Source organism: Nannocystis sp. (assembly GCF_016714285.1).
Taxonomy (GTDB): domain Bacteria; phylum Myxococcota_A; class Polyangia; order Nannocystales; family Nannocystaceae; genus Nannocystis.
Genome location: NZ_JADJNN010000027.1, coordinates 12,077 through 25,133, shown reverse-complemented (window position 1 = coordinate 25,133; position 13,057 = coordinate 12,077). Strand labels below are relative to the sequence as shown.

The 13,057-nt window shown below is 74.3% G+C and carries 10 protein-coding genes; 8 read left to right on the top strand and 2 right to left on the bottom strand.

Annotated elements, in window-relative coordinates:
- Nucleotides 1–12 precede the first annotated feature (12 nt).
- The 7 genes from IPJ59_RS30775 (at nt 13) to IPJ59_RS30745 (ending at nt 9,329) form a co-directional block, all read left to right on the top strand.
- Entirely contained in the window at nt 13–1,104 is a 1,092-nt protein-coding gene (locus tag IPJ59_RS30775) for a segregation and condensation protein A (protein WP_293274594.1), read from the top strand.
- Nucleotides 1,105–1,174: 70 nt separating this feature from the next.
- The gene (scpB, locus tag IPJ59_RS30770; RefSeq protein WP_293274592.1) at nt 1,175–3,046 is read left to right on the top strand and encodes an SMC-Scp complex subunit ScpB; all 1,872 of its coding nucleotides are present in this window, start codon (nt 1,175–1,177) and stop codon (nt 3,044–3,046) included.
- Nucleotides 3,047–3,970: 924 nt separating this feature from the next.
- Nucleotides 3,971–5,413, top strand: a complete 1,443-nt coding sequence (locus tag IPJ59_RS30765; protein WP_293274590.1) for a pseudouridine synthase — start codon at nt 3,971–3,973, stop codon at nt 5,411–5,413.
- A gap of 110 nt (nt 5,414–5,523) precedes the next feature.
- Nucleotides 5,524–5,829 (top strand): 30S ribosomal protein S14, encoded by a 306-nt coding sequence (gene rpsN, locus IPJ59_RS30760; protein ID WP_293274588.1) that lies wholly within the window; start codon nt 5,524–5,526, stop codon nt 5,827–5,829.
- 26 nt (nt 5,830–5,855) lie between these two features.
- On the top strand, nt 5,856–6,239 hold the full coding sequence (locus IPJ59_RS30755; protein ID WP_293251861.1) for a type B 50S ribosomal protein L31: 384 nt from the start codon (nt 5,856–5,858) through the stop codon (nt 6,237–6,239).
- 283 nt (nt 6,240–6,522) lie between these two features.
- Nucleotides 6,523–7,956, top strand: coding sequence for a TldD/PmbA family protein (locus IPJ59_RS30750; protein ID WP_293251863.1), 1,434 nt, complete (start codon nt 6,523–6,525; stop codon nt 7,954–7,956).
- Entirely contained in the window at nt 7,953–9,329 is a 1,377-nt protein-coding gene (locus tag IPJ59_RS30745) for a TldD/PmbA family protein (RefSeq protein ID WP_293274586.1), read from the top strand. Before IPJ59_RS30750 ends, IPJ59_RS30745 begins: the two co-directional genes overlap by 4 nt.
- Before the next feature lie 9 nt (nt 9,330–9,338).
- Here IPJ59_RS30745 and IPJ59_RS30740 read toward each other — a convergent pair whose 3' ends face one another.
- Entirely contained in the window at nt 9,339–10,181 is an 843-nt protein-coding gene (locus IPJ59_RS30740; protein ID WP_293251867.1) for a 3'(2'),5'-bisphosphate nucleotidase CysQ family protein, read from the bottom strand.
- A gap of 282 nt (nt 10,182–10,463) precedes the next feature.
- Between IPJ59_RS30740 and IPJ59_RS30735 the strand changes: the two genes are divergently transcribed.
- Entirely contained in the window at nt 10,464–11,087 is a 624-nt protein-coding gene (locus IPJ59_RS30735) for a TetR/AcrR family transcriptional regulator (protein ID WP_293251869.1), read from the top strand.
- A gap of 13 nt (nt 11,088–11,100) precedes the next feature.
- Here the strand turns inward: IPJ59_RS30735 and IPJ59_RS30730 are convergent, their stop codons facing one another.
- Entirely contained in the window at nt 11,101–13,056 is a 1,956-nt protein-coding gene (locus IPJ59_RS30730; protein WP_293274584.1) for a protein kinase family protein, read from the bottom strand.
- Nucleotide 13,057: the final 1 nt, after the last annotated feature.

The following is a 13,057-nucleotide window of genomic DNA, read 5'->3' as shown; positions in this document are numbered from 1 at the left end:
GGGAACCCCGCGGTGGCGCAGGCAAGCGAGAGCCTCGCGGGCGAGGGTCGGGCGGCGATCTACTCCGTGGCGCTCGAGCTGTTCGAGGGGCCGCTCGACCTGCTGCTGCACCTGGTGCGCCGGCATGAGCTCGACATCCTCGACATCCCGATCGCGTTCGTGGCCGAGAAGTACCTCGAGTACCTCGGCCTCATGCGCGCGCTGGACCTCGAGGTCGCCGGCGATTATCTGGTGATGGCGGCGACGCTGGCGTGGCTCAAGAGCCGCGAGCTGCTGCCGCCGCAGCCGAGCGAGGAGCAGGCGGGCGGCGAGGACGAGGAGGGCGAGGACCCGCGCGAGGCGTTGATCCGCCGGCTCGTCGAGTACGAGCGTTTCAAGAGCGCGGCCGCGGAGCTCGACGCGCTGCCGGTCGCGGGCCGCGATGTGTTCGCCCGCGGCGCTGACATCGACGTGCCGCCGCTCGACCCGGGGCTCACGCCGGTGACGCTGTTTCGCCTGGCCGAGGCGTACTACCGCGTGCTGACGCGGGCCAAGATCGCCAAGAGCCACGACGTGACGATCGAGGCGGTGACGGTCGCGCAGCGCATGCAGCAGCTGACGCTGATGCTCGATACGCGCCAGGAGTTCGACTTCGAGGGGCTGTTCCTGGCGCGCAGCTGGAACAGCGAGGCGGAGCTGCGGGCGATGCTGGTGGTGACGCTGATGTCGGTGCTGGAGCTGGTCAAGCTCGGCGTGGCGCGGGTGCAGCAGGTGCCCGAGAGCACGGCGATCCGGGTGTACCGACTCGCGGACGCCGAGGAGGCGCGGCGCCTGGTCGAGAGCTACGACGAGGCCGAGAGCTTCGGGGCGCCGGTCGAAGGGGAAGCGCCGGCGCCCAGCGAGGCCGAGCTCGACGCGATCGAGGAGCGGACCCTGCTCGCCGAGGCGCTGGCGGGGCTCACCGATGACGTGGTGGCGACCGAGGAGCTGGACGAGGCGCTGACGGAGTTCGCGGCGCTGACGCCCGACACGCTCGCGGGGGTCGCGGCCAATGAGGCGGGTACGGGCGACGACGATGATGCGGCGGGCGATGAGGCTGGCCCCGAGGACGAGGAGGGCCCGTGATCGCGGGCGAGGTGCAAGCGGCATGGTGAATCAGCGATCGCACAAACCGGGGCGTAAGCCCCCCCCACGAGTGCAGGAGCTCGCCGCGGGAGCGCGCGACGAGACGGACGAGACGTTGTCGGGCGAGGATGCGGCGAGCGACGGGGCGGACGAGACGCGGGCGGACGACGAGGACGTTGGCGACGCGGTGGACGAGACGCGGGCGGACGACGCGGACGTTGGCGACGCGGTGGACGAGACGCGGGCGGACGACGAGGACGTTGGCGACGCGGTGGACGAGACGCGGGCGGACGACGCGGACGTTGGCGACGCGGTGGACGAGACGCGGGCGGACGACGCGGACGTTGGCGACGCGGTGGACGAGACGCGGGCGGACGACGCGGACGCGATGCGGGCGGACGACGCGGAAGTGATCGACGCGGCGGACGCGACGCGGGCGGACGCGGTGAACGAGGTGCGGCCGGACGAGGCGGAGGCAGTGGAGCTTGCGGCGAGCGACGCGGGGAGTGACGCGGCCGACGCTGCGGGGAGTGACGCGGCCGACGCTGCGGGGAGTGACGCGGCCGACGCTGTGTCGAGCCCGGAGGCGGACGCGGAGGCCGATCCGCTCGCGGCGATGCTGGCCGAATTCGACGCGCCGCGGCCGGTGGCGCCGCCCGGGGTGCAGCTCAGCGAGGAGCTGCCGATCGATCCCGAGGACGACCTGCGGACGGTCGAGGGCGAGGCCTCGCTGCGGCTGGTGTCGATCCTCGAGAGCCTGCTGTTCGCCGCGGCCAAGCCGTTGAAGGTCCAGGAGCTGCGCAAGGTGCTGGCCGAGACCTCGCAGCACCAGATCCAGCTCGCGCTCAAGCACCTGATGGCGGCCACGGCCTCGCGTGGGGTGGTGCTGGCGCAGGTCGCGGGGGGCTTCCAGTTTCGGACCCACCCGGACAACGCGGTGTGGGTGCAGAAGATGCTGCAGTCCAAGCCGGCCCGGCTCAGTCGCACGCAGATCGAGACGCTGGCGATCGTGGCGTACCGCCAGCCGATCACGCGGCCGGAGATCGACGACGTGCGCGGGGTCGACAGCGGGGCCGTGCTCAAGACGCTGCTCGAGCGCGAGCTGATCCAGATCGTCGGCCGGAAGGAGGAGCCGGGGCGCCCGCTGCTGTACGGCACCACGGTGCGCTTCCTCGAGTTCTTCAACCTGCGCAGCCTGCGAGACATGCCGACGCTGCGAGACTTCCGCGACCTGTCGGAGGAGTCGAAGGCGACGCTGCGGGCCCGCCTCGGCGAGAGCGAGGCCGAGGCGCTCGGGCAGGGCGTGCTCGGCCTCGATCTGTCGGCCGGGGTGCACGCGCAGGACGAGGCCGCGACGATCGTTGAGGATGCGGCGACCGATGTCGATGTAGCGACCATCGCCGAGGATGCGGCGACCGATGTCGATGACGATGAGGTCGCGCCGGACGCTGCCGAGGATGCGGCGAGCGATGTTGAGGAGGTTGCGGCGGTCGAGGCGGAGCTCGCGGAGGATGCGGCGAGCGAGCTCGCGGACGCTGAGCTCGCGGACGCGCCCGGCGAAGCTGAGGTCGCGGAGGATGCGACGACGGATGTCGTTGAGGACGCTGCGCCCGGCGAAGCTGAGGTCGCGGAGGATGCGACGACGGATGTCGTTGAGGACGCTGCGCCCGGCGAAGCTGAGGTCGCGGAGGATGCGACGACGGATGTCGTTGAGGACGCTGCGGCGACGCCGGACGTGGAGGTCGTCGACGCGGCGGAGGTCGCGGAGGCCGTGACGGAGCTCGTGGTGGTCGGGCGTGAGATCGACGACGATGCGGCGGATGGCGAGGCGGAGGTCGTGGTCGCGGAGGCCGTGGCGTCGACTGCGGGCGTCGGGGTCGACGATGTCGCCGCGGACGACGACGGTCGCGGGGCGGACGCCGAGCCGGACGACGAGCGTTAGGTCGCGGTCGCGGGGGCCCGGCGGCTTGCGTTGGGCGCGGCTTTGCGGGACAACCCGTCGCCTTCGTCGGCCGCGAACGCGGCTGCCCGGTGCCCCATGAAGCGATCCAGCGACCGAAACTCGCGCGGTGCAGCCGCCCCGCGCCCCAGCCGTCCCGCCGCCAAGCCCGGCAATGACCGCGATCGCGGCCGATCTCCCGCGCCGGGTCGCGGTGGCAAGGCGGCGGCCGAGCGTGGCGAGCGTGGGGCTCCGGCTGTCCGCGAGGACAGGTCGCGTGGTCGTGGGAGCGAGGTTCGTGAGCCTGTCCGCGAGGACAGGTCGAGGGCGCGACCAGTTGTTCGGGAGGACAGGCCGCGAGCGCGCGACGCATCGGAGGAGCGGTCGACGCGGACGCGGAGCGGGGCCGGGGCTGTCCGAGAGGACAGGCCGGTGCGGACGCGGAGTGGGGTGGGGGCTGTCCGAGAGGACAGGCCGGTGCGGACGCGGAGCGGGGCGGGGGCTGTCCGAGAGGACAGGCCGGTGCGGACGCGGAGCGGGGCGGGGGCTGTCCGAGAGGACAGGTCGGTGCGGACGCGGAGCGGGGCCGGGGCTGTCCGAGAGGACAGGTCGGGGCGGACCTCGGAGGAGCGGCCGACGCGGACGCGGAGCGGGGCGGGGGCTGTCCGAGAGGACAGGTCGGGGCGGACCTCGGAGGAGCGGCCGACGCGGACGCGGAGCGGGGCGGGGGCTGTCCGAGAGGACAGGTCGGGGCGGACCTCGGAGGAGCGGCCGACGCGGACGCGGGGCGGGGCTGGGGACGACAGGGCGGGGCGGCCGGGCAAGAAGCCGCAGCGTCCTGGCAAGACCGGGGCCGCACGGTCGCAGGTGGCGAAGTCGCGGGCGAGTCAGCCGCCAGGGTCGCCCGGCGCGGGGCCTCGCTCGGAGGTGGGTGGGGGCAAGAGTCCGAGTCGGGAGCGGCTCCAGAGCACGGAGGCGCGGCTGCTCGCGGCCGCCGACGCGGCCCACGCTGCCGAGCAGAAGGCCGCGGGCCCGCGCGCCGCGAAGCGGGTGGCGGCGGCGCAGCGCGTCGACGAGAACGGGGAGACGCCGCGGACGGTGAAGCACCGTGAGGCTGGCGCTTCGCGGGCGGCTGAGCGTGGCGAGTCGCCGCGCAGCGAGGCGAAGCGCCTGGCGACGCGGGCCGCGACGAGCCCGGCCGCGCCGAAGCGTGAGGCGAAGCGGGCCGCGACGAGCCCGGACGCGCCGAAGCGTGAGGCGCCACGCCTGGCGAAGCGGGCCGCGACGAGCTTGGACACGCCGAAGCGTGAGGCGGCAACGATCGCCGCGAAGCCCGCGGCGGAGCGTCACGCGGCGAGCACGGCACCCGCGGCGAGCACGGCACCCGCGGCGAGCACGGCACCCGCGGCGAGCACCTCACCCGCGGCGAGCACGGCACCCGCGGCGAGCACCTCACCCGCGGCGAGCACTACCTCCGCGGCGAGCACGACGGCGAAGCCGACGCCCGGGGTCACCCGTGAGGTCCGCGGCTGGAGCGAGGGCACGCCGGCGAAGCCACGGGCGGCAGCGAAGCCGCGGACGGCGACCAAGCCGGCGCCCCGGCGCCCGCGGGCCACGCCCGAGAAGCTCGCCCCGGCCAAGGTGCGCCTGCAGAAGGTGCTCGCGTCGGCCGGGGTCGCGGCGCGGCGCAAGGCCGAGGCGCTGATCACGGGCCGTCACGTGCGGGTCAACGGCAAGATCGCGTCGGAGCTCGGGGTGAAGGTCGATCCGGACCGCGACGAGATCAGCGTCGACGGCAAGATCGTGCAGGTGCAGAAGAAGGTCTACTTCGTGCTGAACAAGCCCGACGGCGTGGTCTGCTCGGCCGAGGGCCTGAAGGACGGCGAGGGCCGCCCGACCGTGCTGTCGCTGCTGCCGGCGGTGACGCAGCGGGTCTATCCCGTCGGTCGCCTCGACTTCCACAGCCGCGGCGTGCTGATCCTGACCAACGACGGTGAGCTCGCGGCTGCCCTCACGCACCCGCGGCACGCGGTCACCAAGACCTACCACGTGAAGTTCCAGGGCCGGCTCGACGAGGCCGCTCTGGCGGCGCTGGGCCAGGGGATCGCGCTCGAGGACGGCACGGTCACGCGGCCCGCCGAGGAGGTCAGCGTGATCAAGGAGACGAGCACCAACACCTGGGCGCAGATCACCCTGCGCCAGGGCCTGAACCGCCAGATCCGGCGCATGGGCGACGCTCTCGGCCATCCGGTGCTCAAGCTCATCCGCGTCTCGGTCGGCAACGTCACCGCCGACGGCCTCGACGATGGTGAGTTTCGTCCGCTCACGCCCACCGAGGTCTACGACCTCATGGCCGCCGCGCTCAGGTAATGAGTGCCCCGCCCGCGCCTGGCCCTTGCGCCGGGGGCGGCACCGGGGTAGGTTCCCGCCCCGTTCAAGGATATTGCCAGCCCCGCGGGGCTGTACGCTCGTAGGACTCCATGGCCAAGAATTCCCAGGTTTTGCGCGACAAGAAGCGCGACAAGCTCATCGCCAAGTACGCCGCCCGCCGCGAGGAGCTGCGCAAGCAGCTCAAGGATCCGGCGATCGACATCGAGGAGAAGCTCGCGGTCTCGGCCGAGCTCACCAAGCTGCCGGCGAACTCCTGCCCCACGCGCAAGACCCGGCGCTGCATGCTGACCGGCCGCTCCAAGGCCGTGTACCGCAAGTTCGGCCTCTGCCGCATGGTCTTCCGCGACCTCGCGCTGCGCGGCGAGATCCCCGGCGTCACCAAGTCGAGCTGGTAAGCCACGCGGACGACAAGGAGCACACCATGAAGCCCGGCATCCATCCCGCGTACCGCAAGGTCCTGTTCGTCGACGGCGCAACCGGCGACGAGTGGGTCTCCTACTCCACCATGCACGCCCACGACACCCGCACCCACAAGGGTGAGGATCTGCCGTTCATCCGCCTCGAGATCTCGTCGGCCAGCCACCCGTTCTGGACCGGCCACGCCCGCGAGGTCGACACCGAGGGTCGCATGGACCGCTTCCGGCGCCGCTACAACGTCAAGGGCGGCTCGGCCGTCGGCACAGCGCCCCCGGCCAGCGCCCAGCAGGCCGTGCCCATGGCCGCTGTCGCGGCCACCGCGGCGGCTGCCCCGGCCGCCAAGAGCAAGGCCAAGGCGCCGGCCAAGCCCGCTGCCGCCAAGAAGTAGCCGAGTTCGGCTGGCGAGTTGGCCTGGCGAGTTGGCCTGGCGAGTTGGCCTGGCGAGTTGGCCTGGCGAGTTGGCCTCCCCGGCGACAAGACTCGAGCTCCGCACCCTGATGGGCGCGGGGCTCGTTCGCGTTGTGGGCGCGGGGGCGCGCGACTTGACCTGTGGGACATGTCCTGCGGGACATGGCCGTCCGCGCATGGTCGAAGGGACAGACGCCGTGCGAGGCCCCGCGACTCCCCGCCGGTGCCCGACCCGGCGGAGGCGGCTGATACACTCGAAGATCGTGGATAGCCCGTCCCCGGCCGGCTTGCCGGCGATCGACGCGAGCCTGGTGGGGCGCCTCCTCGGCGCCGCCCTGGCCGCGGGGGGCGAGTACGCCGAGCTGTTCTTCGAGCACCGCAGCTCGCTGCACCTGGCGCTGGAGGACGGGCGGGTGCGCAGCGTCGGCGCGGGCATCGACGCGGGCGTGGGGATCCGCGTGTTCGCGGGCGGGGCGGTCGGCTTCGCCTACGCCGAGAGCTTCGAGGCGGGCCCGATGCTGGCGGCGGCCCGCATGGCGGCCCGCGTCGCGCGTGCCCGTGGCAAGGCTCGCGCGCCGCGCTGGCGCGCGGCGGCGGTGCCGGTCCCGGCGGCGGTGCCGGCGGGGATCGCCGTCTCGCCCGCCGATGCGGCGGCGCTGCTGCGTCGCGTCGACCGGGCGGCCCGCGCGGCGTCGTCGCTGATCGTGCGCGTCGAGGCGTCGCTGGCGGCGGTCCAGCGTGAGATCGTGGTGGCCGCCAGCGACGCGCCGATGCTGCGCGACGTGCAGCCGCTGCTGCGCCTCAGCGTCGCCGCGGTGGCGGAGCGCGGGGGTCGGCGCGAGGCGGGCTCGGCCGGCGGGGGCGGGCGCTTCGGCCTCGAGTACTTCCTGCAGCGCAGCCCCGAGAGCTTCGGCGTCGAGGCGGCGCGCATCGCCGTCGTCAACCTCGAGGCCCGCGCCGCGCCGGCGGGGAGCTTGCCGGTGGTGCTGGCGCCGGGCGACGCCGGCATCTGGTTGCACGAGGCGGTCGGGCACGGGCTCGAGGCGGACTTCATCCGCAAGCGCAGCTCGAGCTACAGCGGGCGCGAGGGCCAGCGGGTCGCCTCGCCGCGGGTGACGCTGCTGGACGACGCGCGCGTGCCGGGTGGTCGCGGCAGCCTCGGGGTCGACGACGAGGGGGTGGTGCCGACGCGGCACCTGCTGATCGATCGCGGGGTGCTGCGCGGGCTGCTGCACGACCGCGTCAGCGCGCGCGCGGCCGGAGTGGCGCCGGGCGGGGCGGGTCGGCGCCAGAGCTTCCGCGACGTGCCGCTGCCGCGGATGAGCAACACCTGGCTGGCCGCTGGCGAGGATGACCCGCAGGACATCGTCCGCTCGGTGCGGCTCGGGGTGTACGCGGCCCGCTTCAGCGGCGGGCAGGTGAACATCGCCTCGGGGGACTTCGTGTTCGCGGTGACCGAGGGCTACCTGATCGAGGATGGCCGGCTCACGGCGCCGCTGCGCGGGGTCCACCTGATCGGCAACGGGCCGGCCGCGCTGGCCTCGGTGAGCATGGTGGGCCCGGATCTGCAGATGTCCGAAGGGACATGGACCTGCACCAAGGAGGGTCAGAACGTGCCGGTCGGGGTCGGCATGCCGACGGTGAAGATCGATCGCTTGACCGTCGGCGGCACGGCGATCGCGGAGGCGCCGCGGTGAGCCTGCCGCGCGGGTCGCAGGTGCTGCTCGCCGGGCTACAGCGGCGGGCGACGCAGATCCTGGGCGAGCTGCGCGGGCTCGGGGCCGAGCACGCGGAGCTGCGCCTCGAGCACGGGCAGAGCCTGACGGTGAGCGTCCGCGACGGGGCGCTCGAGCAGCTCGCGGAGGCGCAGAGCCTGTCGCTGTCGCTGCGTCTGGTGTGCGGCGGGCGGGTAGCGACGGTGACGAGCAGCGATCTGCGGCCGGTCGCGCTGTCGCCGTTGCTGGCCCGCGCAGCGGAGCTGGCTCGCCTGGCCGAGGAGGACCCGCAGGCCGAGCCGCCGTCGCCGCGGCTGCTGGCCCGACGCTGGCCCGAGCTCGACCTGTTCGACGCGACGATCCGCCGCCTCGGCGCCGATCGGGCGATCCGGCTGGCGCTGCTCGCCGAGGCCGCGGCGATGCAGGCCGACCCGCGCGTACGATCGTCGGGCGGGGCGGGCTGCTCGCGCACGGTGAGCCACGCGCTGCTCGTGACCTCGGGCGGCTTCGTCGGCAACTTCGCGGGGACCCGGGTCGGCCTGCGCGCGCAGGTCGTGGCCGAGGACGCGACCAGCGGGCGCCGCAGCGGCCACTACTGGTCGGGCGGTCGTCACCTCGCCAGCCTCGATCCGCCGGAGGCGGTCGGACGCGAGGCGGCCAGTCGCGCGGTTCGCAGCCTCGGCGCCGCGCCGATCGCCACGGGCGTGTATCCGGTGGTGTTCTCGGCGGAGGCGGCGGCCGGCGTGATCGGCCTCGTCAGTCAGTGCCTGCTCGGCGACGCGGTGGCTCGCCAGCGCAGCTACCTCGCGCGTCGCCTCGGCACCCGCGTGGCCAGCCCGCTGGTGACGATCGTCGACGACCCGCTGCGCGCCCGCGGTCCGGCGTCGCGCGGCTTCGACGGCGAGGGCCTGGCGACGCGCCGCCGCGTGCTGGTCCGCCGCGGCGAGCTGCAGGGCTTCCTGCTCGACACGGCCAGCGCGCGCCGCCTGGACCTGCCGCCCACCGGCTCGGCGGGCGGCGGCGGCGGGCTGGTCCACCCGAGCGCGAGCAACTTCTATCTTCAGCCCGGTCGTCGCGGCCCGCGGGCGCTGCTCGCCGGGGTGCGCCGCGGGCTGTTCGTGCGGGCGACCCTCGGCTTCGGCTTCGACCCGGGCACCGGCCACTTCAGTCGCGGCGTCGAGGGCGTGCTGATCGAGGACGGCCAGCTCACCCGCCCGGTCGCCGAGGTCACGATCTCTCGCAACCTCGACGAGCTGCTGCAGGGCATCGACGCGGTCGCCAACGACTTCGAGCTGCGCACGGCGATCGCCTCGCCGAGCTTCCGCGTCGACGCGATGACGGTGGCGGGCCGGTGAGCGGGGCGCTCAGGTCCAGGTCCAGTTGGCGACCACCGGGGCGAGCGCGGCGACGATGTCGCGGTGGCGCGAGCCCTGGGTGGCGAGCAGGCCGTGGTCGTTGCCGAGGTGGCGCGGGTCGTAGCGCAGCGGCTGACCGCGGACGTCGCTGACCTGACCGCCCGCGGCGAGCAGCACCACGTGCGGGGCGCAGACATCCCACAGCTTGGTGCCGCGGGTGGCGTGGACGTAGAGGTCGGCGACGCCGCGGGCGACCGCCGTCATCTTCACGCCCATCGAGCCGATCCGCAGGTTGCGATCGTCGGCGATGGCGAGCGCGTGCATGACCTCGCGGATCTTCGGCGAGGCGTGGCTCTTGCTGCTGACCAGGCGCAGGCCGGCGAGCGTGGCGTCGCGGGTGCGCAGCGGCACGCGCTGATCGCCGACCAGGAGCTCGCCCGCGAGCTCGCCGCGCCAGCACTGACCCCACGCCAGCCGGCCGGCCCCGGCCTCGTGGACCACGCCGAGCACGGGCTCGCCGTCGATGCAGAGCCCGATCTGCACCGCCCACTCGTCCTCGCCGCGGGCGAACTCGGTGGTGCCGTCGATCGGGTCGACGTACCAGCAGCGCGAGGCCCCGGTCACCGCCGCGGATGACTCCTCACCGATGACGTCGTCGTCCGGGAAGGCGCGCCGCAGGGCGTCGAGGATGCGCGCGTTGACCTCGGTGTCAGCCCGCGTCACCGGACCCTCGTCGTTGGGCTTGTCGCGCGTGGCCAGCAAACCACCTGTCTGATAGGACAGGGCGAGCGCGCCGCAGCTGCGCGCGAGGTCGAGGGCGAGGCTTCGTTCACGGTCGAGACTTGCGAGCATGCGAGGCCCCCAAGGTGCTCCCAGGCGCCCACCAAGCCCTGGTTCAGGAGCAGAGAGATCTCGCACGGAAGGAGGACAGGGCAGGCCACGTACAGGTCCACGGCCGCGGAACTGTGAACGATAACTACCGGTAAACTCGCGACAGAACTGCGCTTCTGGGCGAGTCGCGTGCTGGCACCCAAATCGCCGAACAGCATCCGACCGGCGAATGAACCGTGTTCTAGTGAGCAGAGGCAAGCGCACGGACAGCCGTCCGATACGGACATGTGTTACCGATGAGGAATGTCACGGAATCAGCGCGCAGGGCTTCGGCAAGGGATCATTCAAACCAGCCTCGAGATCGGGAGCGAGCTCGGCGAAGAAGGACTGACGATGCGCGGCATCGCTGCGCGCCTGGGCGTCAGCGCGACGGCGCTGTACCAGCACTTCGAGAGCAAGGCCTCGATCCTGCGCGAGATCCGGCTGTTCGGCGCGGAGCTGCTACAGGCCGAGGTGGTCGAGCCGGCCGCGGAGATCAGCGACCCGCCGGCCCGCCTGCGGGCGATGGCCAGCAACTACGTGGTCTTCGCGCGCACGCACCGGTGGCTCTACTCCGTGATGATGGAGCACGCGCAGCTCGACTGGTCGGCGATGTCGGGCGAGGAGCTCGAGCTGATGCTGCGGCCGCTCAAGACCTGCATCCAGTGGCTGCACGAGGGCGAGCAGCACGGCGTGTGGCGGCCCGACCTCAACATCGACGCGGCCGGCTTCCGCCTGTGGCTGTCGATGCACGGGCTGTGCTCGCTGCTCAACTCGGGGCGCATCGACGAGCAGCACCCGGTGTTCCCCTTTGCCGACCAGGACAGCTTCGTCGAGCACTTCATCGCCGACTCGGTCCAGGCCCTGTGCGCCGTGCCCTCGCGCTGAGACCTCGCCGTCGCTAGCGCGGCAGCAGGCGGTCGAGGGCGAGCAGCCACTCGCCCGCGGGGGTGCGGACCCAGGCCGAGGCGATCAGCCGGCGGTGTAGCAGCTCCGCGATCGGGCCGAGCTCGGCGAGCAGCGGCAGCAGGCCGCGGGCGTCGGCGTCGTCGGCCAGGCGCGCGCAGCCGTCGGGCCACGCGGCGAGGACGATGCGCCGGCCCTCGCGATCGAGCACCGGCTGCAGGCGGGCCGCGTCGCTGGCGAACAGGAGGTCGAGCTCCGCGTCGCTCCAGCCGGGGCCGGCCTCCACGACCACGCCGACGGAGGCCAGCGCGCCCGCCTCGGACATGGTCTTTGGGACAGCTTGCTCGGGGACCCGGGCGGTCAGCTCGCGCGCGTCGGCGACGCGTCGGCGCAGGCGCTGCAGCAGGACCGCGGCCTCGGGTCGGCGGGCGGGGTCGGGGTCGAGGGCGTCGGCGATCAGCGCGAGCTCGCCGGGCGGGAGGCGCTCGGGATCGCCGCCGAGGCTGCCGGTGCGCAGGGCGACCAGGAGGGCGGCCGCGCTGTAGACGTCGCTGGCGCTGCTGGCCCGGCCGCCGGCGCGCAGCTCGGGCGCGGTGATCGTGAGCAGCTCCTCGAGCGCGCCGGTGCGGGTGGCGACGAGGCCGGCGATCTCGTCGGCGCCGAAGGGGCCGAGCAGCGGGCGGCCGGCGGCGTCGCAGACGATCTGGGCTGGGAGCAGCGAGCCGTGGCACAGGCCGCGCTCATGCGCAGCGGCGAGGCCCTCGAGCAGGAAGCTGAGGAGGGCGCGGGCGCGGGCCGCAGGCATGCCGGGCGGACGGATCAGGCTGCGCAGCGGCGGGCCCTCGGCGTGCGGGAGGATCAGCAGGCCGGCGCCGGCCTCGAAGCGCAGCACCGGGCGGATCGCCGGGTGACCGAGCTCGGCGGCCGCGCCGGCGCGGCGGGCGAAGGCGGCGACGCTGGCGAGCACGCTGGCGGCCTCGAGCCCGGCGTCCTGGACCTCGGCGAGCAGCAGGTGGATCTCGACCTCCTGCTGGGTGACGCGGTCGAGGCCGTCGTAGGCGGCGCCGGCGAAGCTCGCGGGCAGGGTCCGACGCACGTGGTAGCGCCCGGGCACGGCGGCCGAGGCGGCGCCGTCGCGCGCGGCGGTGCCGAGGCCCTGGCGCGCGCCGCTGGCTTGCAGCACCAGCTGCGCGGCGAGCTCGTGGCCGAGCGCGGCCAGGCCGCGGGCGAGGATCCGCGGGATCACGAGCCTGTCCTCGGAGACCTGTCCCTCGGGACCTGGCGCTTCGGACAGGACGCCGGCTGCCGCGAGGGCGCGCATCGCCGCCTGGGCCCGGCGCACGCTGGTCTCGGCGTCGCCGAGCTCCCACGCGAGCTCGGCGGCGAGGGCGAGGGCGAGGGCGTCGTGGTCGGCGATCGGGTCGAGGGCGGAGAGGGCCTCGCGGATGTGGCCGTGCTCGGCGAGGGTCCGGGCGGCGCCGCGGCGGTCGCCGGCGCGGGCCTGCTCGCGGGCGCGGGCCCGCGGATCGGCGTCGTCGGCCGCGAGCAGGCGGGCGGCCTCCTGGTGGCGAGCGCGGCGCTGCAGCAGGGCGACGGCCGTGTCGCGCTCGTCGCGGGGGCGGGCGGCCAGGCGGGCGAGGGCGGCGTCGAGGAGGTCGGGGCGGCCCAGCTCGAGGGCGCAGCGCAGCAGGTCGTGCCAGCGGCCGGCGGCGAGGTAGTGGGCGTGGGCGCCGAGGAAGTCCCAGATCTGCTCGAGCACCTGGCCGGCGAGGGCGGGCGCTCCGGCGGCGGCGAGCTCGGCGGCGACGGCCTCGTGCTCGCCGCGAGCGAGGCGGGCGAGGTGCTCCGGGGCGAGGTGCTTCGGGGCCTGCTCGGGGCCCGGGTGCTCGGGGCCCAGTTGCTCGGGGCCCAGTTGCTCGGGGCCCGGGTGTTTGGTGGAGGGGCCCGACACG

What these genes read in the sequence shown, in the direction of transcription:
- rpsN (WP_293274588.1), top strand. Translation starts at nt 5,524, where the DNA reads ATGGCCAAGAATTCCCAGGTTTTGCGCGACAAGAAGCGCGACAAGCTC.
- IPJ59_RS30755 (WP_293251861.1), top strand. Translation starts at nt 5,856, where the DNA reads ATGAAGCCCGGCATCCATCCCGCGTACCGCAAGGTCCTGTTCGTCGAC.
- IPJ59_RS30740 (WP_293251867.1), bottom strand. Translation starts at nt 10,181, where the DNA reads ATGCTCGCAAGTCTCGACCGTGAACGAAGCCTCGCCCTCGACCTCGCG.
- IPJ59_RS30735 (WP_293251869.1), top strand. Translation starts at nt 10,464, where the DNA reads ATGTCACGGAATCAGCGCGCAGGGCTTCGGCAAGGGATCATTCAAACC.